The sequence below is a fragment of the Streptomyces sp. NPDC058289 genome, assembly GCF_042880975.1.
Taxonomy (GTDB): domain Bacteria; phylum Actinomycetota; class Actinomycetes; order Streptomycetales; family Streptomycetaceae; genus Streptomyces; species Streptomyces stoeckheimensis.
The window spans coordinates 26,433-49,014 of the sequence record NZ_JBHVYI010000069.1 but is presented as its reverse complement, the minus strand read 5'-3'; the positions used below and the strand labels follow the sequence as shown (position 1 = coordinate 49,014).

The following is a 22,582-nucleotide window of genomic DNA, read 5'->3' as shown; positions in this document are numbered from 1 at the left end:
CCCGTTCCTCAAACGCCGGCGTGGCTGGATCTACCCAGCCCCTCCGGCGTCTGAGGAACGGGGGTCCGGGGGCCGGCGGGGTCAGGTCAGGTCGCGGGCCACGCAGCGGGACAGGTGGTCGTTGACCAGGCCGCAGGCCTGCATCAGGGCGTAGGCCGTCGTGGGGCCCACGAAGCGGATGCCCGCCTTCTTCAGGGCCTTGGCCAGGGCCGTGGACTCCGGGGTGACCGCCGGGATCTCGGTGGTGCTCTTCGGGGCCCGCCCGGGCGCCGGGGCGTGGGACCAGATCAGGGTGTCGAGTTCCCCCGCCTCCCACCCGGCCAGGGTCTTGGCGTTGGCGAGGGTCGCCTCGATCTTGGCGCGGTTCCGGATGATCCCCTCGTCGGCGAGGAGCCGTTCCACGTCCACCGCCCCGAACTCCGCCACCTTGGCGATCTCGAAGCCCGCGAAGGCCGCCCGGAACCCCTCGCGCCGGCGCAGGATCGTCAGCCAAGACAGCCCCGACTGGAAGGCCTCCAGGCACAGCCGCTCGTACAGCGCGTCGTCCCCGTGGACCGGACGGCCCCACTCCGTGTCGTGGTACGCGATGTAGTCCTCGGTGGCCAGCCCCCAAGGGCACCGCATGCCCCCGTCGGGGCCGGCGAGCACTCCGCTCACTGCTCGGCGGCCTTGGTCAGGTCCACGGAGCCGTCGACGGGCCCGGCCGCGGACGCGGGCGCGGCCGCGGCGGTGAGCTCGGCGATCCGTGCGTCGCGCTCCGCCAGCTCCGCCGCCAGCCGCTCCAGTACGTCGTCCACGTCGGACATCCGGTAGCCGCGCGGGGCCACCGGCAGGCGCAGCTCGTCGATGTCCGCCCGTACGACGGGACGGTTCTCCGGCAGGGCGTCGGACAGCCGGTCGGGCTCGGCCTCCGGCAGCACGGCCTCGGACCCCCCGCCGGCCACCGCGAGGGTGACTCCCGCGACGACCACGACCAGCGCGATGAGCAAGAACGCGAACACGATCAACTCCCCTGAGAGACTCCGGCCACCAGGTTAAGGTCGCAGGCGAGGCGCGAGGGTCGCCGAAGGAGGAAAGAGCAGGATGCTGCGACTGGGCAGGCGCGAGTTCGACGACCACGAGCCGGTGATCATGGCCATCGTGAACCGGACCCCTGACTCCTTCTACGACCAGGGAGCGACCTTCCGGGACGAGCCGGCCCTGGACCGGGTCGAGCAGGCGGTGGCCGAGGGCGCCGCGATCATCGACATCGGCGGGGTGAAGGCCGGTCCCGGCGAGCACGTGGACGCGGCGGAGGAGGCCCGGCGCACGGTCGGCTTCGTCGCCGAGGTGCGCCGCCGCCACCCCGACGTGGTGATCAGCGTCGACACGTGGCGGCACGAGGTCGGCGAGGCCGTCTGCGAGGCCGGGGCCGATCTGCTCAACGACGCGTGGGGCGGCGTCGACCCGAAGCTCGCGGAGGTCGCCGCGCGCCACGGCGCGGGCATCGTCTGCACGCACGCGGGCGGGGTCGAGCCGCGGACCCGGCCGCACCGGACCGAGTACGAGGACGTGATGGCCGACATCCTCCGCGTCACGGTCGGCCTGGCCGAGCGCGCGGCGGCCCTGGGCGTACCCCGTGAGTCGATCATGATCGACCCGGGCCACGACTTCGGGAAGAACACCCGCCACTCGCTGGAGGCCACCCGGCGCCTCTCCGAGATGACGGAGACGGGCTGGCCGGTCCTGGTCTCCCTCTCCAACAAGGACTTCGTCGGCGAGACCCTCGACAAGCCCGTGAAGGAACGCCTCCTGGGCACCCTGGCCACGACGGCCGTCTCGGCCTGGCTGGGCGCCCAGGTCTACCGCGTCCACGAAGTCGCGGAAACCAAGCAAATCCTGGAAATGGTCCGCTCGATCCAGGGCCACCGACCCCCGGCGGTCGCCCGCCGGGGGCTGGCATAGGGGTCGGCGGCGGGTCCTACCTGGCGACTTCCTTCGTCACGAGCGCGATCGCCTCGTCCACGTCGTCGGTGACGTGGAACAGGTAGAGGTCCTTCTCCGAGGCCTTGCCCTGGGCGATGACCGTGCCCTTCAGCCAGTCGATCAGCCCGCTCCAGTACGCCGTGCCGAACAGCACGATCGGGAAGCGGGTGATCTTCTGCGTCTGGACCAGGGTCAGGGCCTCGAACAGCTCGTCGAGGGTGCCGAGCCCGCCCGGCAGGACCACGAAGCCCTGGCTGTACTTCACGAACATCGTCTTGCGGACGAAGAAGTAGCGGAAGTTCAGCCCGAGGTCGACGTGCTGGTTGAGCCCCTGCTCGAAGGGGAGCTCGATGCCCAGGCCCACCGAGATGCCGTTGGCCTCCCGCGCGCCCTTGTTGGCCGCCTCCATCGCGCCCGGGCCGCCGCCCGTGATCACCGCGAACCCGGCCTCCACGAGCGCGCCGCCGATCCGCACGCCCGCCTCGTACTCGGGCGAATCCGCCGGCGTCCGGGCGGAGCCGAACACGCTGATCGCCGGCGGCAGCTCCGCCAGGGTGCCGAAGCCCTCGATGAACTCCGACTGGATGCGCAGGACCCGCCACGGATCGGTGTGCACCCACTCGGAGGGCCCGGCCGAATCCAGCAGCCGCTGGTCCGTCGTACTGCCGGCCTGCACCTGGCCCCGCCTCCTCAACACCGGCCCGAGCTGCTGCTCCTCGGGCCGACGACGAGCGGACCCTTCAGGGTTGCCCATGATGTGCTCCCTCCTGCTGATCGTTGGATCAGGTTAGGCGCACAAAGGTGACGAGAAGCGGAATTCAGGAGGTCAGCCAGGCGCGGAGTCGTTCCTCGCAGTGGAGGATCGCCTTCGTTTCCACGCGCTCGTCGGCCTTGTGGGCCAGGAGGGCGTCTCCCGGGCCGTAGTTGACCGCCGGGACGCCCAGGGCGCTGAAGCGGGAGACGTCCGTCCAGCCGAACTTCGGCATGGCGTGTCCTCCGACGGCCTCCATGAAGGCCGCGGCGGCCGGGTGGGAGAGGCCGGGGAGGGCGCCCGGGGAGAGGTCGTCGATCACGAACTCGTCGATGTCGCAGTCCGCGAAGACCTCGCGGACGTGGGCGATCGCCTCGTCCGTGGTCCGGTCCGGGGCGAAGCGGAAGTTGACCGTGACCGTGCAGGCGTGGGGGATGACGTTGTTGGCGACGCCGCCGTCGATGCGGACCGCGTTGAGGCCCTCGTGGTACTCCAGGCCGTCGATCACCGGCTTGCGGGGCTCGTACGCCGCCAGCGTGGCCAGGATCGGGCTCGCCGTGTGGATGGCGTTGGAGCCCATCCAGCTGCGCGCGGAGTGGGCGCGCTCGCCGGAGGTGCGGAGCAGGACGCGCAGGGTGCCCTGGCAGCCGCCCTCGACCTCGGCGTTGGAGGGTTCGAGGAGGACGGCGAAATCGCCGGTCAGCCAGTCGGGGTGGGCTTCGGCGACCTTGCCGAGGCCGTTGAGGTCGGCGGCGACCTCTTCCTGGTCGTAGAAGACGAAGGTGAGGTCCCGGTTGGGCTCGGGGACCGTGGCCGCGATGCGCAGCTGCACGGCGACGCCCGACTTCATGTCGGTGGTGCCGCATCCCCACAGGACGTCGTTCTCGTCGAGGCGGGAGGGCACGTTGTCGGCGATCGGCACGGTGTCGAGGTGCCCGGCGAGTACGACGCGTTCGGCGCGGCCCAGGTGGGTGCGCGCGACCACGTTGTTGCCGAAGCGGTCCACGGTCAGGTGCGGCAGGCCGCGCAAGGCGTGTTCCACGAGGTCGGCGAGTACCTTCTCGTCGCCGCTCACGGAGGGGATGTCGACGAGCCGGGCGGTCAGCTCGGCGGCGTCCAGGGTGAGGTCCAGCTCGGATTCGGACATGGAGCTGACCCTAACGCCCCGGGCTGCGGCGAAGCCTTGTCCGTCCGGCCGATGGACGCGTCATATGGCTCAAGTACGGTGGGCGGCGTGCCGCAGACCGATCTCCCCCGCCCTCGCCGCCGCCGTCGCCCGCTCCGTTGGGCCGCGGGCTTCCTGGTGCTGGTGGCGGTGGCCGGGTACTTCGTCGTGCAGCGCGCGTCGAACGACAACGGCGGCGTGCCCTACTGCACGGCTTCGGCCGACGGGAAGAGCGGCGCCAAGGGCTCGGGCCAGTTCGACGAGATGTCCCCCGAGCAGGCGGCGAACGCGGCGACGATAGCCGCCGTCGGGGTCTCCAAGGGGATGCCCGACCGGGCCGTGACCATCGCGCTGGCGACCGCCATGCAGGAGTCGGCCCTGCGCAACCTGGACCACGGCGACCGCGATTCGCTGGGCCTGTTCCAGCAGCGGCCCTCGCAGGGCTGGGGCACGCCGGACCAGATCATGGATCCCGTGTACTCGGCCGGGATCTTCTACGACCGGCTGGCCGAGATCAAGGGGTACTCGCGGCTCCCGCTGACGGTGGCGGCGCAAAAGGTTCAGCTGAGCGGTTTCCCGCAGGCCTACGCGAAGCACGAGCCGGAGGCCACCGTGCTGACCGGGGCCTTCACCGGCTCCGGCCACCTGACCTGTACCGGGCCCGCGCCCGCCGGGCCCGGCGATCCGGCGAAGGTCCGGGCGCAGCTGACCCGGCTGCTCGGCAAGAACCCCCTGTACACGCTGCCCGCGGCTGCGGGCGGCGGCGCCGGGGACGGTGCCGGGGCGGCCGCCGAGTCCGAGGTGACCCTGGTGGCGAAGCCCGGCGGCGGGGAACCGGCGGCGCGGACCGGGCAGGTCCTCGCGCAGTGGGCGGTGGCCAGCTCCCGCGAGCTGGGGATCACGCGGGTCTCGTACACCGCCAAGTCATGGGTGGCGGGCAAGGACGGCGACCGCTGGCGGGAGCGGGGCGCCGCGGGTGCCGGCAACGCCGCCGGGGATCCCGGCGCCGCGGCTCCGGGCCAGGTACGGATCTTCGTGCGCGGCTGAACCGCCGGTGGACAGGCGTACGACCCGTCCCCCGTACGGGGGTGACCCGTACGGCGGACACGGGGGTCCCGGCGGGCACGCAACCGCAGGTCGGCGCATGTTCCGAGCGGTCGGCCCGGAAGCCGATTAAACGATCCGTTACTGATCCTTTACCCACCGGCTCCGCAACTCGCGCCCCCCTCCGAGCGGTTGTCACGACGTACTCAGCCGCTACCGCTTAGGAGCAACATGTCCCTCCCCCTGACCCGTCGGATCGCCCGTGCCGCGCTGCTCCTCGCAGCCGGGGCAGCGCCCGTGGTCGGTGCGGCCGGCGCGGCCAGCGCCGCGGGCCTGGAGTCCGTGCCGCAGCTGGGCGCGCTCACCGCGCCGGACGCGACGGTCGCCGCCGCGGGCGACACCGCGACCGATGTCGTCCCCGCCTCGACCCTGCCGGCGCCCGCGCCCGCCGACGAGGTGACCGGCGCCGCGGGCAGCCTGCTTGCCGGGCTCCCGCTCGCCGGTGGCGGGCTGCCGGGCGGCGGCCTCCCCGGCGGCCTCCCGGCCGGGCTGCCCGGCCTCGGCTAGCAGCCGCCGCCTTGAAACGCCGAGGGGCCCGGGAGCACGAACTCCCGGGCCCCTCGGGCTGTCCTGCGGCTGGGTCGACAGGCCCTAGGGCGCCAGCCGCTTGACCGCCGCCGCGACGCGCTCGTCCGTGGCCGTGAAGGCGACGCGGACGAAGTGCGCGCCCGCCTCGCCGTAGAAGTCGCCCGGCGCGACCAGGACGCCGAGCTCGGCCAGGTGGGCGACCGTGTCCCAGCAGGGCTCGTCCCGGGTCACCCACAGGTACAGGCTGGCCTCGCTGTGCTCGACCCGGAAGCCGTGCGCCTCCAGGGCCGCTCGCAGGGCCGCGCGGCGGTCCGCGTAGCGCACCCGCTGCTCCTCGACGTGTACGTCGTCGCCGAGGGCCGCCACCGTGGCCGCCTGCACGGGGGCCGGGGTCATCATGCCGCCGTGCTTGCGGATCTGGAGCAGCTCGCCCAGGACTTCGGCGTCACCGGCGATGAAGGCCGCCCGGTAGCCGGCCAGGTTGGACCGCTTGGAGAGCGAGTGGACGGCGACGATGCCCTCGTACGAGCCGCCGCAGACCTCGTCGTCCAGGACGGAGACGGGCTCGGCTTCCCAGCCCAGTTCCAGGTAGCACTCGTCGCTGAAGATCAGGATTCCGTGCTCGCGCGCCCAAGCCACGATCCGTACGAGCTCCTCCTTGGGGAGGACCTTGCCGGTGGGGTTGGACGGGGAGTTGAGCCACAGCAGCTTCACGCGGGCCGGGTCGAGATCGGTGGTGGGGTCGTCGTAGACCACCGGCTCGGCGCCGCACAGCCGCGCGCCGACCTCGTACGTCGGGTAGGCCAGCCGGGGGTACGCGACCTGGTCCCCGGCGCCCAGGCCCAGCTGGGTGGGCAGCCAGGCCACCAGTTCCTTGGAGCCGACGACCGGCAGGACGTTGCGGTGCCCGGCGGCGCTCGCGCCGAGGCGGCTGCGCACCCAGCCGGTGATCGCGTCGCGCAGGGCGGGGGTGCCCCACACCGCGGGGTAGCCCGGGGAGTCCGCGGCCTCGATCAGGGCGCGCTGGATCAGCTCCGGCACCGGGTCGACGGGGGTGCCGACGGAGAGGTCGACGATCCCGTCCGGGTGGGCCGCCGCCGTCGCCTTGTACGGCTCCAGCTTGTCCCAGGGGAAGACGGGGAGACGGGCTGAGACTGCGGCCACGTGGTGCTCTCGCTTTCCGGGTGTTCCGTGCTTTCCAGGGTTTTGTCGTACAAACACCTCGGTCCCGTGCGGCTGTGAGCCGTACGGGACCGAGGGACGCGCGTGGGGCGGTACCCGACCGTCAGTGGCTCGGGTTGATGTCCGCCGGAAGCGCTGCGATGAAGGGGTGGTCGCGCTCGATCAGGCCGAGCTTGGAAGCACCACCGGGCGAACCGAGCTCGTCGAAGAACTCGACGTTCGCCTTGTAGTAGTCCTTCCACTCCTCCGGAGTGTCGTCCTCGTAGAAGATGGCCTCGACCGGGCAGACCGGCTCACACGCACCACAGTCGACGCACTCGTCCGGGTGGATGTACAAGGACCGCTGGCCCTCGTAGATGCAGTCGACGGGGCACTCTTCGATGCATGCCTTGTCCTTGACGTCGACACAAGGCTCCGCGATGACGTAGGTCACGCTCTCGTTCCTCCTCATAAGGGCTTTCCATATCGCGCGGGAGCGCGGCGTCGTCGATGCCCGCCTCTAGTATCTCCGTTCCCGGGCACGATCCGAACAGGAGGGGCGGACAGAGCTGTGGAAATCACTGCCGGTGGACGGCTGGAGATCCGGATTACACCCGCTGACGTGGGTAAACGTGTCTCTGTGCGACAGGTGGAGCGCGGCTCGACCGGGAGCCCCTCTTTCACGGACACCGTAGGGGTTCTCACATCCTGGAACGCGGGTGTGGTGACGATCACACGAAAGACCGGTGAGTCGGTCCGCATCGCGGAATCCTTGCTGGTGGCGGGCAAGGTCGTACCGGCCGCTCCGGCCCGCCGCAGGGGTCCCGCGGCCTCCTTCGAGGAGCTCGCGCGGGTCTGCGCACGGTCCTGGGTGCCGCTGGAGAGCGAGCCGCTGGGCGAGTGGACGCTGCGCGCGTCCGGCGGATTCACCCGCCGGGCCAACTCCGTGCTGCCGCTCGGCGATCCCGGTGCCCCGCTGGACGATGCACTCGCGCGGGTGACCTCCTGGTACGCGCGGAGGGATCTTCCGGCCTACGTCCAGACCGCCACGGGGGCCGCGGGCACGCAGGAGCTGCTGTGCGCGGAGCTGGAGGACCGGGGCTGGGTCCGCGAGGTGTCGGCGCTGGTGCAGGTCGGCGGGCTGGCGGCGGTGGGCGACCTGGACGTGGACGATGCCGTGGTCGCGGGCGTACGGCTGACCCGTACTCCGGACGAGGACTGGCTCTCCCGCTACGGGCGGGTGAAGGATCCCGGGACCGCACGCCGGGTGCTGGTGGCGGGGCCGTCGGTGTGGTTCGCGGCGGTGCCCGGCCAGGCGATCGGGCGGCTCGTGGTCGACGGCCGCTGGGCCGGGTTCGGTGCCGTCGAGGTCGACCCGGTGCACCGGCGGCGCGGCCTCGCCTCGGCCGTGATGGCGGCGCTGGCGCGGCGCGCGCTGGAGGAGGGCGCGTCGGCGGCCTGGCTCCAGGTGGAGAGCGACAACGCCGGGGCGCGGGCGCTGTACGAGGGGATGGGCTTCGGGACGCACCACTCCTACCACCACTACCGCCGGGCGGCGGTGTGACCTCGCCCTGGCGGGAGCGGTTCGCCGCCGAGGCGCGGGCGGAGCGGCCCGACCTGGCCGCGCTGTGTCTGCTGCTGGCGGCGGAGGGGGACCCGGAGCTCGACGAACGGGCCATGGACTGGGCGCAGATCGAGCTGGACCGGCTGGCGGGGATGCTGCCGTACGGGCTGCGGGGCGCGCGTGCGTGGGCTTCGGCGGTGAGTGAACTGCTGGGCGGGCGGCTGGGCTTCCACGGCACGCCGGCCGACTACGACAAGCTCTCGTCCTCGCTGCTGCACGAGGTGCTGCGGCGGCGCCGGGGACTGCCCATCCTGCTGTCCGTGGTCTGGCTGGAGGTGGCCCGGCGGGCCGGGGCTCCGGTGTACGGGCTGGCCCTGCCGGGGCACTTCGTGGTGGGCTTCGGGGATCCGGAGGAGGGCGTGGTCGTCGACCCCTTCGCGGGGGGCGCCTCGCTGGGCGCGGGTCCGGCGGAGCTGGCGGCGGGGCCGCGGACCGCGGCGCGCACGATGGACATCGTCCTGCGGATCCTGAACAACATCCGGGCGTGGGCCTCGTCGCGGCCCGAGCACTCGGGGGTGGCGCTGTGGGCGCTGGACCTGGCGCTGCTGCTGCCTTCGCATCCTGCGGCGTTGCGGTACGAGCGGGCGAAGCTGCTGGTGGAGCGGGGGGAGTTCGCGGCGGGGGCGGCGGAGATGGAGTCCTACGCGGTGGTCGTGGACGTGATCGATCCGCCGTCCGCCGTGCGGATTCGCGCGGAGGCGATGGCCGCGCGGGCGCTGCTGAACTAGCCCGGCTGCGGGTGTTCCGCTGCGCGGGGCTGAGTCCCCGCGGCGCCCCTTGCCGCTGCGCGGGGCCAGGTCCCCTACCCGCCCTTCCGCCGTTCCCCGGGGCTCCGCCCCGGACCCCGCACCTCAAACGCCGGCGGGGCTGAATTTGGCTGATGTGACGGCGGAGCCCCTCCCCCGGGTTCGGGGAGGGGCTCCGCCGTCAGGGTCGTGGTCAGCTCGGGTTGGTGGGGATGACCGCGGTGCGCTCGGCGGTCGTCTTGCCGCGCAGGGCCTTGCCGAGGACTCCGGCGACGTCCTGCGGGGTGACGGCGGTCTTCTCGCCGGTGCCGCGCATGATGAGGACGCCGTCGAAGGTGTTCCCGTAGGCCGTCTTGAGGGCTTCCAGGTCGTACTTCTCGACGAGGTGGCCGTCGACGACCTGCATGCTCAGGATCTTCGGCAGGGACTTGGCGCCCAGCGGGATGGACTTGGTGCCCGCCTTGACGAGGACCGACGCCGACATCGCGGGCTGCGCGAAGTCCTTCATGGCACGGTCCAGTTCGGACTGGTCGACGACCGGGTCCTTGGTGGCGACCGGGAGGGCGACCGGGGCGGCCTGGCCGGTGGCGACCATGTCGTGGAAGGCCTTGGTGACCAGGCTGACGGAGCCGTCCACGTCGAGCGTGGAGCCGGGCTTGCCGGGGACGGCGACGGCCTTGCCGGTGTCGAAGGTGATGGTGCCCTCGGTGGCGGAACCGGCGGTGCCGGCCAGCTCCTGGAGGGCGACCCGCAGCTTCTCGTCGTCGGTGGGCAGGACGGCCTCGGCCTTGCGCTCGCTGCCGAAGAGCGAGCCGATGACCGTGACGGGGTTGTAGTCGCTGCCCGCCGCGTTGCGGACGGTGGTCTGGCTGTCCAGGCTCAGGCCGGCCTTTTCGGGCTTCAGCTCGACCGTCTTGCCGCCGACGGTGAGCTGGAGCGGGGCGGCGGCGCGGTTGCCGAAGGACGTCTGGAGCTTGGCGACGGCCTCGTCGCGGCTGCCGCTGATGTCGACGCCCATGACGGTGGTGCCCTTGGGGACGTCGGAGTGGTTGAGGAGCAGGCCGGCTCCGTAGGCCACGCCGCCCAGCACGAAGAGGGCTCCGCCGAGGAGGACCACCTTGTTGCGGCCCTTCTTGGCGGGCCGGGCCGGGGCGGGCGCGGTTGCCTTGGGCTTGGCCTTGTTCGCGGGCGCCGGGGTGGGCGCGGGCTGCGGGTATCCGGCGGCGTCCAGCTCGGGGCCGGGCCAGCTCGGCTCCTGCGTCCCGCCGACCGGTACGGAGCCCAGCGCGGGCCCGCCGGTCGGTCCGTCGGGGCCGCGGCCGCTGCCGGGCCATGCGGGGGCGGGCGGGACCGGGGCGATCAGGGCCTTGGCGACGGGACCGGTGGTGGGGCCGGAGCCGTAGTCGACTCCGGCTCCGGGGCCGGGCTGCGGCGCGGGCGGTCCGGCGGGACCGGGGCCCTGCGTGGGGCCCGCGGGGCCGCCCGTACGGGGACCACCGGGTCCGGCGGGCGGCGCGGGGTAACCGGCGCCCGGCCCGGTGCCGACGCCGGGGCCGCCGGGGCCGGGGCCCATCGGCGCACCGGGGCGCGGCCCTGGCGGGCCCTGGGCGAAGCCCTGCTGCGGGGGCCCGTCGAAGCGCGGGCCGCCGGCCTGGGCCGGGGCGGGGCCGGGACCACCGCGGCCGGGACCCATCGGAGCACCCTGGCCGGGACCAATAGGTGCACCGGGGCCGGGGCCCATAGGTGCACCGGGGCCGGGACCCATCGGAGCACCCTGGCCGGGACCCATGGGTGCACCGGGGCCGGGACCCATCGGCGCGCCAGGGCCGGGGCCCATCGGCGCGCCAGGGCGCGGCCCTGCCGGGCCCTGGGCGAAGCCCTGCTGCGGGGGCCCGTCGAAGCGGGGGCCGCCGGCCGGAGCCGGAGCCGGTCCGCGTCCCGGGGCCGGAGCCGGGGCCTGCCCCGGGGCGGGCGGGGAGCCCGCCTTGCGCGGGGCGAACCAGTTGCTGGGCATGCCCTCGCCCGGACCCGGCTCCGGCGCGGCCGGCGGGGCGACGGGCTCGGGCGCCTGCCCGGCCTCGGCTTCGGCTTCGGGCATGGTCTGACGTACGACCACGGGCGGAATCGGCCGCGAACCCGGGATGTTGATCCGGATCCGGGTCGTCAGCTGGGTCTCCGTCTTCGGCCCGTCGGAATCGGGCGTGGACGGCTTCGCGGGCGGTGCGGTCACTGAACTCTCCTCCGGAATGGTCGCCGCGCCCGGACGGGGGGGCACTGCCGTGGTCGGATACTGGCCTGATCCGTACGGAGCCGCACCCGAGGGGTGGGCGGCTCCGCCGGGCCCGTTGGGCCCGGGGGACGGACTGTCAGTATCACGACTCAAAGCAGGTTCTCCCGATCGGCTCCGCCGCCCGTCATAGCGTGCGCGGGCAGCTCGGCGGCCGGTCCACCATACTGGCCACCGCCCGCGCGCACCCGGCCGCCGGGAACGAAGGGTTCCCCTTGACCTCCTGCGCGCCCCCTCCGCACCCCTCCTGAGCACCTGTCGCCCGGCCTCCGGAGGTCCGTGGACGCAGCGGCCGAGCCGCTCGTCAAGGCGTCGCGCGCGTCCGACGCCGCGTCACTTGGCGTTCCTGGCGGCCGAAAGCGGCCGGTCCTCCGGGAGGTTCATCGTGGCGCACATCACAGCAAGCACCACTCCACCCAAAAGGTAGACGTACATGCCGATTCCGGACGAACCGAGCAGGAAGTCCCCCTCCGGCCGGGGCACGCCGAGGATCACGTAGGAGAGGAACCAGCCACCCGTGGCCGCTCCGACTCCGATGCCGGTGCCCAGGGCGATCCGGCCACCGAGGAACAGGCCGAAGAGCGCGAGGAGCGCCAGCGCCAGTCCGCCCGGGAACCACAGGTCGACGACGAGCCAGCCGGCGACGCCGACCAGCACCCCTGCCACCAACAGGCCCAGCAGGGCGCCGATCCGCCCCGCGTTCCACGCGCCGGTCATGCCCGCACCCCCGCGAAGAGGTCGCGCTCGCGCTCGCCCGCCGGGACGCCCGGCCTGCCCACGGCCAGCTCGTAGTACTCGTGGGTGAACAGCGGCTGCGCCAGGTCGTTGGAGAGCGCGAAGAAGGGCCCGTCCACCGCGATCTGGGTGGCATGGGCGCGCATCGCGGCGGTCTTGGCGGCCACGAACGCCTGCTCGGCGGCCTCGTCCCCGCCGATCTCGGCGGTGATCCGCTCGTCGGCCACCACGCCCGGCACGTCGTCCGGCGTGGCCGGCGCCGGGAAGGGCACCTCGCTCCCGGCCTCGTGCAGCCGGGCGAAGCCCTCCTCGACGACCGTGCGCGGGACGCGGTTCCAGTAGAGCTTCTCGATGGCGTGCGGTGCGCCGAGGTCCCGGCGGTACGCGGGTTCCGCGGCCAGTTCGGCGGCGCGGGTGGCGACGCGGTGGGCCTGGATGTGGTCGGGGTGGCCGTAGCCGCCGTCCGGGTCGTAGGTGACGAGGACCTGGGGGCGCAGTTCGCGGATCACCTCTACGAGGTACCCCGCCGCCTCGTCCACGTCGGCGGACCAGAAGGCGCCGGGCCGGTGGTTCTGTTCGGCGCCCATCATCCCGGAGTCCCGGAAGCGGCCGGGGCCGCCGAGGAACCGGTGGTCGGCGACGCCCAGTTCCCGCATGGCCTCGGCGAGCTCGCCGATGCGGTGGGCGCCGAGGGAGTCCTCGCGGTCGGCCGTCAGGTGGGCGAGGTCGGGCGGGATGACCTCACCCTCCTCGCCGAGGGTGCAGGTCACCAACGCGACATGGACGCCCTCGGCCGCGTACTTGGCCATGGTGACGCCGTTGTTGATCGACTCGTCGTCCGGGTGCGCGTGCACGAGCAGGAGCCGACGGGCGGGAAGACCGTTCATGGCACCAGCCTACGAGGACCCGCCACCCGGAACCCCACACGGCGACCCCTGCAGCGCCTAGAACTTGAGGCCGCTGATCATGCTCGCCACGTTGTTGGTCAGCTGAGAGAGCGTCGGAGCCACGGTCGAGCTCGCCAGATAGAAGCCGAGCAGTACACAGACCACTGCGTGACCCGCCTTCAGGCCCGATCGCCGGACCAGCAGGAAGACGACGACTGCCAGCAGCACCACGGCCGAGATCGATAGTGCCACGGCGTTTCACCTCCACGTCGAGCGGACATCGGGTTCGCGTACTCGCAACTCGGTGCTCGGCAGAGTCATACCCACCGTGCGCTACGGATCATAACTATCCGTACCCCGACATCGATCGATTCCGGCAGCACGAGGGGCGCATGCCGCGCACGTCCGGGGTCACAGGAGTGCCGGCCGGGGAAGCTGTACGCCTCCCCGGCCGGCTGTCGGCACCCGCACGGCCGCACGGGATCAGGCTGCCCGGCCCAGATCTCGGGACAGAAACGGTCAAGTTGCCTGCATGTAAACCGAGTTGCCGGTCGACCGGGCGCCGTTCACAGCTGTGGCGAGAAATGAGCGGTACCGGGGCCCGTGGCTCACTCCTTGGTCGGCGGTCCCGACGGCGATCCCGATGGCGGTCCCGGCTGCGGTCCCGGCTGCGGTCCCGACGGCGGTCCCGGCGGAAGGACGGCCCGCTCGGATGCGAAATGGCACGCCGAGGGGTGGGCCGTCGGGCCGCCCGGGAGGAAGGCCGGGATCTCCAGGAGCGGGACCTCCGACGCGCAGCGCGCCTCGGCCTTCCAGCAGCGGGTGCGGAAGCGGCAGCCCGAGGGCGGGTTGGCCGGGGAGGGCACGTCGCCGGAGAGGATGATCCGGTCGCGGCCCGCGCGGGCCTCCGGGTCGGGAACCGGAACGGCGGAGAGCAGCGCCTGGGTGTACGGGTGGGTGGGGTGGTCGTAGATCTGGGTGTCGGTGCCGATCTCGACGATCCGGCCCAGGTACATGACGCCGACCCGGTCGGAGATGTGGCGGACGATCGAGAGGTCGTGCGCGATGAACACGTAGGAGAGGTTGAACTCGTCCTGGAGGCGCTCCAGGAGGTTGACCACCTGGGCCTGGACGGAAACGTCGAGGGCGGAGACGGGCTCGTCGGCGACGATGATCTCGGGCTGGAGGGCGAGGCCGCGGGCGATGCCGATGCGCTGGCGCTGGCCGCCGGAGAACTGGTGCGGGTACCGGTTGATGTACTCCGGGTTGAGTCCGACCACGTCCAGGAGCTCCTGGACCTTGCGGCGGCGGTCGCCCTTGGGGGCGACCTCGGGGTGGATCTCGTAGGGCTCGCCGATGATGTCGCCGACGGTCATGCGCGGGTTCAGCGAGGTGTAGGGGTCCTGGAACACCATCTGGATGTTGCGGCGCACGGCCTTCAGGGCGCGGCCGGACAGCTTGGCGAGGTCCTCGCCCTTGTACGTGATCGAGCCCGCCGTCGGCCGTTCGAGGTTGACCAGCATCTTGGCGACGGTGGACTTGCCGCAGCCCGACTCCCCGACGATGCCGAGGGTTTCGCCGGCCCGCAGGTCGAAGGAGACGCCGTCGACGGCCTTCACGGCGCCGACCTGCTTCTTGAAGAGGACGCCCTGGGTCAGCGGGTAGTGCTTCACCAGATCCTCCACCACGAGGATGGACTCAGCCACCGAGGCACTCCTTCCAGAAGAAGCACGCACTGGCGCGGTCCGGTCCGACCTCGGCCAGCGGCGGTACGTCGGTGCGGCAGACGGCCCGGGCCATCGGGCAGCGCGGGTTGAAGGCGCAGCCGGGCGGGATGGCGAGCAGGTTGGGCGGCAGACCCTTGATGGCGTAGAGCTCCTGGCCCTTCTGGTCCAGCCGCGGGATGGAGTCCAGCAGGCCGCGGGTGTACGGGTGCGCGGGGTTCTTGTAGATCTCGTGGACGGGGGCCGCCTCGACGATCCGGCCGGCGTACATGACCGCGATCTTGTCGGCGACGTCGGCGACGACGCCGAGGTCGTGGGTGATCAGGATCAGGCCCATGTTCAGCTCGCGCTGGAGCTCCGCGAGCAGGTCCATGACCTGGGCCTGCACGGTGACGTCCAGGGCCGTGGTCGGCTCGTCCGCGATGATGAGCGAGGGTTCCAGGGCCATCGCCATGGCGATCATGATGCGCTGGCGCATGCCCCCGGAGAACTGGTGCGGATAGTCCCCCACCCGCTCCCGCGCCGCCGGGATCTTCACCCGGTCCATCAGCTCGACGGCCTTGGCCCGGGCGTCCTTGCGGGACATCCCGCGGTGGACCTCGTACATCTCGCCGAGCTGCGCGCCGACGCTCAGGACCGGGTTGAGGGAGGACAGGGCGTCCTGGAAGATCATGGCCATCTCGGCGCCGCGGATCTTCCTGCGCTCCTCCTCCTTCATCTTCAGCAGGTCCCGGCCCTTGAAGAGGATCTCGCCGCCCGCGATGCGGCCCGGGGGCATGTCGAGGATGCCCATGACGGCCTGGGCGGTGACCGACTTGCCGGAGCCGGACTCGCCGAGCACGGCGAGGGTCTCGCCTTCGGCCACGGAGTAGTTGACCCCGTTGACGGCCTTGGCGACTCCGTCCTGCGTCTTGAATTCCACGTGCAGATCGCGCACTTCGAGCAGCATGTGCGGGGCTCCTCAGCGCAGCTTGGGGTCGAGGGCGTCGCGCACCGCGTCGCCGAGCATGATGAACGCGAGCACGGTCACGCTGAGCGCGCCCGCCGGGTAGAGCAGCATGTGCGGGGCGTTGCGGATCTGGGAGGCGGCGTTGGAGATGTCGATGCCCCAGGAGACCGTCGGCGGGCGCAGGCCGACGCCGAGGAAGGACAGGGTGGCTTCCAGGGCGATGTAGGTGCCGAGCGCAATGGTGGCGACCACGATGACGGGTGCGATGGCGTTGGGCGCCACGTGCCGCAGCAGCATCCGGCCGTTGCCGGCGCCGAGTGCCCGCGCGGCCTGGACGTAGTCGTTCTGTTTGGCGGTGATGACCGAGCCGCGGGCGATGCGGGCCAGTTGGGGCCAGCCGAGCAGCACGATGAAGCCGACGACGGGCCAGACGGTGGTGCTGGTGACCACGGACAGGAAGACCAGGCCGCCGAGGACCACGGGGATGCCGAAGAAGATGTCGGCGACCCGGGAGAGCAGGGCGTCGCCCCAGCCGCCGAAGAACCCGGCGAGCCCGCCGAGCGCGGAGCCGAGGAGGGCCGCGCCGAGGGTGGCGCAGATGCCCACGGTGATGGAGGCGCGGGCCCCGTAGACGGTGCGGGTGTACACGTCGCAGCCCTGGGTGTCGTAGCCGAAGGGGTGGCCCGGGGAGGAGCCCTGCTGCGATTTGGACAGGTCGCACTGGAGCGGGTCGCCGCTCGCGATGAGCTGGGGCCAGATGGAGATGACCACGAGGAAGAGGATCAGCAGGGTGGAGACGAGGAAGACGGGGTTGCGGCGCAGTTGGTGCCAGGCGTCGGACCACAGCGAGCGGGCCTTCGCCTGCGGGCCTGCGGGGGCTCCCCCGAGCTCCTTCTCCAGCGACTCCCCCTCTTCCAGGGCGAGATCCATGGCGCCCCCCTGGCCGGTGGGGGCGATGGACTCGTGGGGGCCGGGTCCCAGCGGATCGTAGCCGGCGCGCTCGGGGTCGGGCTCAGGCATAACGGATCCTCGGGTCCAGGACCGCGTAGAGCAGGTCGACGAGCAGGTTCGCCAGCAGGAAGACGATCACGAGGATGGTCACGAAGCCGACCACCGTCGGGGAGTTGTTGCGCAGGATGCCCTGGTAGAGCTGGTAGCCGACCCCGTGGATGTTGAAGATCCGCTCGGTGACGATGGCTCCGCCCATCAGGGCGCCGATGTCGGTGCCGATGAAGGTGACCACGGGGATCAGCGAGTTGCGCAGCAGGTGGCGGGTGACGACCCGGCGCCGGGGCAGGCCCTTGGCCACGGCGGTGCGGACGTAGTCGGCCTTGACGTTCTCGGCGATGGAGGTCCGGGTGAGCCGGGTGACGTAGGCGAGGGAGACCAGCGCGAGCACGATGCCGGGCAGGATCAGCTCGTTGAAGGGGGCGTCCGGGGAGACGGTGGGCCGTACCCAGCCCCATTTGACGCCGAAGAGGAACTGGAGCAGGTAGCCCGTCACGAAGGTGGGCACCGAGATCACCACGAGGGTGAGGACCAGCACGCTGCTGTCGATGGACTTGCCGCGCTTGAGGCCGCTGATCACGCCGAGGGTGATGCCGACGACGATCTCGATGGCGATCGCGACGATGGTCAGGCGCAGGGTCACCGGGAAGGCCGAGGCCATGAGTTCGGTGACCTTCTGGCCGTTGAAGGCGGTGCCGAAGTCGCCTTGGAAGATCTGGCCCATGTAGTGCAGGTACTGCTTCCACAGGGGCTGGTCGAGGTAGAGGTCCTTGCGGATGCGCGCGGCGGTGGCGGGGTCCGGGGCCTTGTCGCCGAAGAGGGCGGCGACCGGGTCACCGAGGGCGTACACCATGAAGAAGATCAGGAACGTGCTGCCGATGAACACGGGGATCATCTGGAGCAGTCGCCGGATCACATAACGTCCCATGGACTGCTCCAGGTTCGATCCGCGAGAGGGGTCAGCTGACCTTGATCTGGTCGTACACCGGGACGCTGAACTGGTTGAGCGCCACCTCGGAGATGCGCTCCGAGTGGCCCGCGCTGCCGTTCTGGTACCAGAGCGGGATCGACGGCATCTGGGCGGCGAGGATCTTCTGCGACTCCTGGAACGTGGCCGTCGCCTTGGCGGCGTCGCTCTCCCGGTTGGCCTCGTCGATGAGCTTGTCGAACTCCGGGTTGCTGAACTTGCCGTAGTTCGAGGAGGCCCCGGTGTAGTACAGCGGCTCCAGGAAGTTCTGGATCAGCGGGTAGTCGGCCTGCCAGCCGGAGCGGAACGGGCCGGTCAGCTTGAAGCTGCTCTGCTGGTTCCTGAAGTCGGCGAAGGTGCCTACGGGGTTGACGGTGCAGACCGGGCCCTCGCCCAGGGCGTTGTTGACGCTGTTGCAGACGGCGTCCATCCAGTCGCGGTGCGAGCCGGTGTCCACGTTGGACGTCAGGGTGACCTTGCCGCCGGGCAGTCCGCCGGCCTCCTGGATGAGCTTCTTGGCCTCGGTGGGGTTGAAGGAACAGGCCTCGCCGCAGGCGGTGGCGGAGAAGCCGCCCTTGTCGCCGAGGGCCGGTGAGGTCCAGTCCTTGGCCGGGGTGCGGGTCTCGCGGAAGATCTGCTTGGTGATCTCGTCGCGGTTGATCGCCATGGAGATGCCGCGGCGGACCTTCTCCATGCCCTCCTTGCTCCACTGCGGGTCGTACAGCGGGAAGGTGAGGGTCTGGATGATCAGGGCCGGCTGGTTGATGTAGCGGTCGCCGAGGTCGTTCGCGACGTTCTTCAGCTGCTGCGCCGGGATGTCGTCGACCAGGTCGAGGTTGCCGGAGATCAGGTCGGTGTAGGCCGTGTTGTTGTCGGTGTAGACCTTCAGGTCCACTCCGCCGTTGACCGCCTTGTCCTCACCTGCGTACGCGTCCCACTTGCGCAGCTTCATGCCGGTGCCCTTGGTGTACGAGTCCACCGTGTAGGGGCCGTTGCCGACGGGCTTCTTCAGCCAGGCCTCGTGATCGGTGAAGAAGGCCTTGGGCAGGGGGGAGAACGCCTGGTAGCCGAGGGTCTCGGGCCAGGTGGAGAACTTCTCCTTGAGGGCGACCGTGAAGGTCTTGGGGTCCTTGACGACCAGGCCGGACATGGTCTTGGCCTTGGGGTCGCCCTTCTCGGGGTGGACGTCCGCGTAGCCGACGATGTCGGAGAAGAAGGGCGAGTTGTTCTGCTTCTTCGTGACGTCCGCGCCGTAGTTCCAGGCGTCCACGAAGGACTGCGCGGTGACGGGCTCGTCGTTGCTGAACTTCCAGCCGTCCTTCAGCGTGATCGTGAAGTTCTGGCTGTCGGTGGTCTCGATCTTCTCGGCGAGGAAGTTCTTCGCCTCGCCGGTCTTGGGGTCGTACCGCTTGAGCCCCCGGAAGATCATGTCGAGGACCTTGCCGCCCTGGACCTCGTTGGTGTTGGCGGGCTCCAGCGGGTTCTGCGGGTCACCCCACGAGGAGCTGACGATTCCCGCATCGCCGCCTCCGCCGCTGTCGCTTCCGCCGCCGCAGGCGGTCGCCGCGAGGGCGACGGCCGCCGCACATGCGGCCCACTTGGCGTGGGTGGCTCCGCGCATGGAGTGCCTCCTCATGGATCCCAAGACTCACTTAGGGCCCAATGTCACCCTATGTGGGGCCCCACACACTCCTGGTTGGACCGATTGCACCCTCGCGCCCCCCGCCTGTCACCCCTGCGAGTGCAAAGCGGGGGCTCCCGGCGCGGGGTCACAGCGTCAGCTCCCAGGTGTCCACCGCGTGGTGCGTCGTCATGCCGTGCGCCTCGTACAGCGCGAGCGCTCCGGTGGTGTTGCCCGTGTCCACGCCGAGGCCCAGGGTGGCGCGGCCGCGGGCGGCGTAGGCGGCGAAGCAGTGGCGCAGCAGGAAGCCGCCGACGCCCCGGCCGCGGGCCTGCGTCCGTACGCCGAGGTGGCTGAGCCAGCCCATGCTGGTGCGGTCGTCGCGGGTGAGCAGGACTCCCGCGTCGCCCAGTTCGGGCAGGCTCGCGATCCACACCAGCGACCAGTCCAGGCCCCGGCCGTCGATGTGGTCGAGCCAGGGCTCGTACGGGCGCTCCACGTGCCCGAAGTGGTCCGCGAAGGTCTCCTCGATCAGGCCGTGGGCGCGCCGGCGCTCGCTCTCGTCACCGTCGCAGGGGCGAAGGGTGAGCCCGGCGGGCGGGGCCGGGGGCGTGTCGGCGGGGCCCAGCGGGCGGGTCAGCACCCGGTGGCTGCGCACCGTGCGGTAGCCGCGGCCGGGCAGCAGGCCGGGGTCGAGGGTGCGCCCGCCGCTCGGCGCGAGCCACAGGAAGGAGCGCGGGGCTCCGGCGGTGAGTTCGCGGGCCCTGGCCTCGACCCGCTCCAGCAGCCGGACGGCGGCCTCGCGGCGGCCCGGCAGGACCCGGAAGTGGCAGTCGGCCCGGCCGGGGCCGGAGTCGGCCCACACCAGGGCGTAGCCGAGGAGCCGGCCGCTCTGGAAGGCGAGGAAGGAGTCGGCTTCCAAGTCGACGTCGGGGTGGTGCAGATCGGCCTCGACGGCGCCGAGGTCGGTCTCCGGGCGGCCGATCTCGATCCGGTCGATGGCGTTGAGGAGCCCGCAGATGTCCCCGGCGTCGGAGGGCCCGGCGGGCCGTACGGTGAGCATGCGGGCCATCAGACCATGCCGGCCGTCGGGGCGCCGTCAGCGGGCGAGGGCGCACCCCCCGCCCTGCGGACGCCCGCTCCCCGGACGCCCGGCGCGCGCATCCCCGCGCCGCGGACGGCCGCCCGCGGACGCCCGGCGCGAAACACCAGGGCGCCCGCCGCCGGAAAGGATCCGGTGACGGGCGCCCTGGGGTGTCGCTTCGGGGAGGTCAGACGGCCAGGACGGCCTTCTCCTCGGCGAAGTGGCAGGCCGACTCGTGCGCGGCCAGGGACTTGACTCCCTTGAACCGCTCCGGAATGGCGAGCAGCGGCTCCTCCACGGAGCACTTCTCCTCGGCCTTCCAGCAGCGGGTCCGGAAGCGGCAGCCCGACGGCGGGTTGGCCGGCGAGGGGACGTCACCGGTGAGGATGATCCGCTCGCGGCCCTCGCGGGCGGCCGGGTCCGGCACCGGCACCGCGGAGAGCAGCGCCTGGGTGTACGGGTGGGTCGGGTGCTCGTAGATCTGCTCGTCGGTGCCGATCTCGGCCATCTTGCCGAGGTACATGACGCCGACGCGGTCCGAGATGTGCCGGACGATCGAGAGGTCGTGCGCGATGAAGATGTAGGAGAGGTTGAACTCCTCCTGCAGCTTCTCCATCAGGTTGATGACCTGGGCCTGCACCGACACGTCGAGCGCGGAGACCGGCTCGTCGCAGATGATGATCTCCGGGTTGAGCGCGAGGCCGCGGGCGATGCCGATGCGCTGGCGCTGGCCGCCGGAGAACTGGTGCGGGTACCGGTTGATGTACTCCGGGTTGAGACCGACGACGTCCAGGAGCTCCTGCACCTTGCGGCGCCGGTCGCCCTTGGGGGCGACCTCGGGGTGGATGTCGTAGGTCTCGCCGATGATGTCGCCGACCGTCATGCGCGGGTTCAGCGAGGTGTACGGGTCCTGGAACACCATCTGGATGTTGCGGCGCACGGCCTTCAGGGCGCGGCCGGACAGCTTGGTGATGTCCTGGCCCTTGTAGAAGACCTCGCCGGCGGTGGCGCGTTCCAGGTTCATCAGCAGCTTGGCGACGGTGGACTTGCCACAGCCGGACTCGCCGACGATGCCCAGGGTCTCGCCCTGGTACAGGTCGAAGGAGATCCCGTCGACGGCCTTGACGGCGCCGACCTGCTTCTTGAACAGGATTCCCTGGGTCAGCGGGAAGTGCTTGACCAGGCCCCGGACCTGGAGGATCGGCTCCCGCGCGGGGGCGTTGGTGAGCTCAGCCATGGAGCTGCTCCTTCCAGAAGTGGCAGGCGCTGTGACGGCCGGCCAGCTCGCTGCCGTCCTGCTCGCTGACGGGCTGCAGGGCGGGGATCTCGGACCGGCAAATGTCCTGCGCGGCGATGCAGCGCGGGCTGAACGAGCAGCCGGTGGGCAGGCGCAGCAGGTTCGGCGGCAGGCCCTTGATCGCGAAGAGCTCCTGGCCCTTCTGGTCCAGGCGCGGGATCGAGTCCAGCAGGCCCCGGGTGTACGGGTGCGCCGGGCGCTTGTAGATCTCGTGGACCGGGGAGGTCTCGACGATCCGGCCGGCGTACATGACCGCGATCTTGTCCGCGACGTCGGCGACCACGCCGAGGTCGTGGGTGATCAGGATCAGGCCCATGTTCAGCTCGCGCTGGAGCTCTGCGAGCAGGTCCATGACCTGGGCCTGCACGGTGACGTCCAGGGCCGTGGTCGGCTCGTCCGCGATGATCAGGTCGGGCTCCAGCGCGATCGCCATGGCGATCATGATGCGCTGGCGCATACCGCCGGAGAAGTGGTGCGGGTAGTCGTCGACCCGCTGCTTCGCCGCCGGGATCTTGACCTTCTCCATCAGTTCGATGGCCTTGAGCCGGGCGTCCTTCTTCGACATGCCCTCGTGGACGCGGAACATCTCGCCCAGCTGGTAGCCGACGGTGAGCACCGGGTTCAGGGAAGACAGGGCGTCCTGGAAGATCATGGCGATCTTCCGGCCGCGCAGCTTGCGCCGCTCCTCGAAGGACATCTTGAGCATGTCCTGGCCGCGGAAGAGGATCTCGCCCTGCGGGATCTTGCCGGGGGGCATGTCGAGGATGCCCATGATGGCCTGGGCCGTCACGGACTTGCCGGAGCCGGACTCGCCGAGCACGGCGAGGGTCTCGCCGGCGCTCACCGAGTAGTTGACGCCGTTGACTGCCTTGGCGACACCGTCACGGGTGTGGAACTCGACGTGCAGGTCGCGCACTTCGAGGAGCGGCGTCTGCGGGTCCCCGTCACGCGGGGAGGGAAGGCTGGAGGTGTTGTCCAT

23 protein-coding genes are annotated in these 22,582 nt (G+C 71.5%); 5 read left to right on the top strand and 18 right to left on the bottom strand.

Going from position 1 to position 22,582, the window contains the following annotated elements; translation table 11 throughout:
* Positions 1-81: 81 nt before the first annotated feature.
* Together ACFVX6_RS29325 and ACFVX6_RS29320 are read right to left on the bottom strand one after the other, a co-directional pair.
* Positions 82-624 carry a DNA-3-methyladenine glycosylase I gene (locus ACFVX6_RS29325; protein WP_389696483.1) on the bottom strand — a complete coding sequence of 181 codons (543 nt, stop codon included), beginning with the start codon at positions 622-624 and terminating at the stop codon, positions 82-84.
* Positions 625-653: 29 nt separating this feature from the next.
* Positions 654-1,007 carry a DivIVA domain-containing protein gene (locus ACFVX6_RS29320; protein ID WP_389696469.1) on the bottom strand — a complete coding sequence of 118 codons (354 nt, stop codon included), beginning with the start codon at positions 1,005-1,007 and terminating at the stop codon, positions 654-656.
* Positions 1,008-1,083: 76 nt separating this feature from the next.
* Between ACFVX6_RS29320 and folP the strand changes: the two genes are divergently transcribed.
* Positions 1,084-1,944: a dihydropteroate synthase gene (folP, locus tag ACFVX6_RS29315; protein WP_383944796.1), complete on the top strand. Its 861-nt coding sequence runs from the start codon at positions 1,084-1,086 to the stop codon at positions 1,942-1,944.
* 16 nt (positions 1,945-1,960) lie between these two features.
* Here folP and ACFVX6_RS29310 read toward each other — a convergent pair whose 3' ends face one another.
* Positions 1,961-2,719 (bottom strand): TIGR00730 family Rossman fold protein, encoded by a 759-nt coding sequence (locus tag ACFVX6_RS29310; RefSeq protein WP_389696467.1) that lies wholly within the window; start codon positions 2,717-2,719, stop codon positions 1,961-1,963.
* Between the two features lie 64 nt (positions 2,720-2,783).
* Positions 2,784-3,863: a succinyl-diaminopimelate desuccinylase gene (dapE, locus tag ACFVX6_RS29305; RefSeq protein ID WP_389696465.1), complete on the bottom strand. Its 1,080-nt coding sequence runs from the start codon at positions 3,861-3,863 to the stop codon at positions 2,784-2,786.
* 78 nt (positions 3,864-3,941) lie between these two features.
* Here dapE and ACFVX6_RS29300 point away from each other — a divergent pair, with 78 nt between their 5' ends.
* Complete coding sequence (locus ACFVX6_RS29300) at positions 3,942-4,928, top strand: hypothetical protein (protein WP_389696481.1); 987 nt, start codon at positions 3,942-3,944, stop codon at positions 4,926-4,928.
* 228 nt (positions 4,929-5,156) lie between these two features.
* Complete coding sequence (locus ACFVX6_RS29295) at positions 5,157-5,492, top strand: ATP-binding protein (protein WP_389696463.1); 336 nt, start codon at positions 5,157-5,159, stop codon at positions 5,490-5,492.
* Positions 5,493-5,576: 84 nt separating this feature from the next.
* Here ACFVX6_RS29295 and dapC read toward each other — a convergent pair whose 3' ends face one another.
* Together dapC and fdxA are read right to left on the bottom strand one after the other, a co-directional pair.
* Positions 5,577-6,677: a succinyldiaminopimelate transaminase gene (gene dapC / locus ACFVX6_RS29290; protein WP_389696461.1), complete on the bottom strand. Its 1,101-nt coding sequence runs from the start codon at positions 6,675-6,677 to the stop codon at positions 5,577-5,579.
* A gap of 121 nt (positions 6,678-6,798) precedes the next feature.
* Complete coding sequence (gene fdxA / locus ACFVX6_RS29285) at positions 6,799-7,128, bottom strand: ferredoxin (protein WP_030868357.1); 330 nt, start codon at positions 7,126-7,128, stop codon at positions 6,799-6,801.
* Positions 7,129-7,245: 117 nt separating this feature from the next.
* Between fdxA and ACFVX6_RS29280 the strand changes: the two genes are divergently transcribed.
* Together ACFVX6_RS29280 and ACFVX6_RS29275 are read left to right on the top strand one after the other, a co-directional pair.
* Positions 7,246-8,238, top strand: coding sequence for a GNAT family N-acetyltransferase (locus tag ACFVX6_RS29280; protein ID WP_389696459.1), 993 nt, complete (start codon positions 7,246-7,248; stop codon positions 8,236-8,238).
* Complete coding sequence (locus tag ACFVX6_RS29275) at positions 8,235-9,026, top strand: tetratricopeptide repeat protein (RefSeq protein WP_389696457.1); 792 nt, start codon at positions 8,235-8,237, stop codon at positions 9,024-9,026. Before ACFVX6_RS29280 ends, ACFVX6_RS29275 begins: the two co-directional genes overlap by 4 nt.
* Before the next feature lie 211 nt (positions 9,027-9,237).
* On the opposite strand, the gene ACFVX6_RS29270 is transcribed toward ACFVX6_RS29275, so the two are convergent.
* The 12 genes from ACFVX6_RS29270 to ACFVX6_RS29215 form a co-directional block, all read right to left on the bottom strand.
* Positions 9,238-11,274 (bottom strand): hypothetical protein, encoded by a 2,037-nt coding sequence (locus ACFVX6_RS29270; protein ID WP_389696455.1) that lies wholly within the window; start codon positions 11,272-11,274, stop codon positions 9,238-9,240.
* Positions 11,275-11,664: 390 nt separating this feature from the next.
* The gene (locus tag ACFVX6_RS29265) at positions 11,665-12,048 is read right to left on the bottom strand and encodes a DUF6113 family protein (RefSeq protein WP_389696453.1); all 384 of its coding nucleotides are present in this window, start codon (positions 12,046-12,048) and stop codon (positions 11,665-11,667) included.
* Complete coding sequence (mshB, locus tag ACFVX6_RS29260) at positions 12,045-12,953, bottom strand: N-acetyl-1-D-myo-inositol-2-amino-2-deoxy-alpha-D-glucopyranoside deacetylase (RefSeq protein WP_389696451.1); 909 nt, start codon at positions 12,951-12,953, stop codon at positions 12,045-12,047. Before mshB ends, ACFVX6_RS29265 begins: the two co-directional genes overlap by 4 nt.
* A gap of 57 nt (positions 12,954-13,010) precedes the next feature.
* A complete protein-coding gene (locus ACFVX6_RS29255) occupies positions 13,011-13,205 on the bottom strand; it encodes a hypothetical protein (protein WP_250741735.1) in 195 nt (64 codons plus the stop codon).
* Between the two features lie 356 nt (positions 13,206-13,561).
* Positions 13,562-14,659, bottom strand: a complete 1,098-nt coding sequence (locus ACFVX6_RS29250) for an ABC transporter ATP-binding protein (protein WP_389696449.1) — start codon at positions 14,657-14,659, stop codon at positions 13,562-13,564.
* Positions 14,652-15,626 carry an ABC transporter ATP-binding protein gene (locus ACFVX6_RS29245; RefSeq protein ID WP_389696447.1) on the bottom strand — a complete coding sequence of 325 codons (975 nt, stop codon included), beginning with the start codon at positions 15,624-15,626 and terminating at the stop codon, positions 14,652-14,654. The genes ACFVX6_RS29250 and ACFVX6_RS29245 overlap by 8 nt, the downstream gene beginning before the upstream one ends.
* A gap of 12 nt (positions 15,627-15,638) precedes the next feature.
* Positions 15,639-16,646, bottom strand: coding sequence for an ABC transporter permease (locus tag ACFVX6_RS29240; protein ID WP_389696445.1), 1,008 nt, complete (start codon positions 16,644-16,646; stop codon positions 15,639-15,641).
* On the bottom strand, positions 16,639-17,562 hold the full coding sequence (locus ACFVX6_RS29235) for an ABC transporter permease (RefSeq protein ID WP_389696443.1): 924 nt from the start codon (positions 17,560-17,562) through the stop codon (positions 16,639-16,641). The genes ACFVX6_RS29240 and ACFVX6_RS29235 overlap by 8 nt, the downstream gene beginning before the upstream one ends.
* Positions 17,563-17,593: 31 nt before the next feature.
* A complete protein-coding gene (locus ACFVX6_RS29230) occupies positions 17,594-19,222 on the bottom strand; it encodes an ABC transporter substrate-binding protein (RefSeq protein WP_389696441.1) in 1,629 nt (542 codons plus the stop codon).
* 148 nt (positions 19,223-19,370) lie between these two features.
* Positions 19,371-20,285 (bottom strand): GNAT family N-acetyltransferase, encoded by a 915-nt coding sequence (locus ACFVX6_RS29225; protein ID WP_389696439.1) that lies wholly within the window; start codon positions 20,283-20,285, stop codon positions 19,371-19,373.
* Positions 20,286-20,493: 208 nt separating this feature from the next.
* Positions 20,494-21,543 carry an ABC transporter ATP-binding protein gene (locus ACFVX6_RS29220; RefSeq protein WP_266955438.1) on the bottom strand — a complete coding sequence of 350 codons (1,050 nt, stop codon included), beginning with the start codon at positions 21,541-21,543 and terminating at the stop codon, positions 20,494-20,496.
* Positions 21,536-22,582, bottom strand: coding sequence for an ABC transporter ATP-binding protein (locus ACFVX6_RS29215; RefSeq protein WP_389696479.1), 1,047 nt, complete (start codon positions 22,580-22,582; stop codon positions 21,536-21,538). The genes ACFVX6_RS29220 and ACFVX6_RS29215 overlap by 8 nt, the downstream gene beginning before the upstream one ends.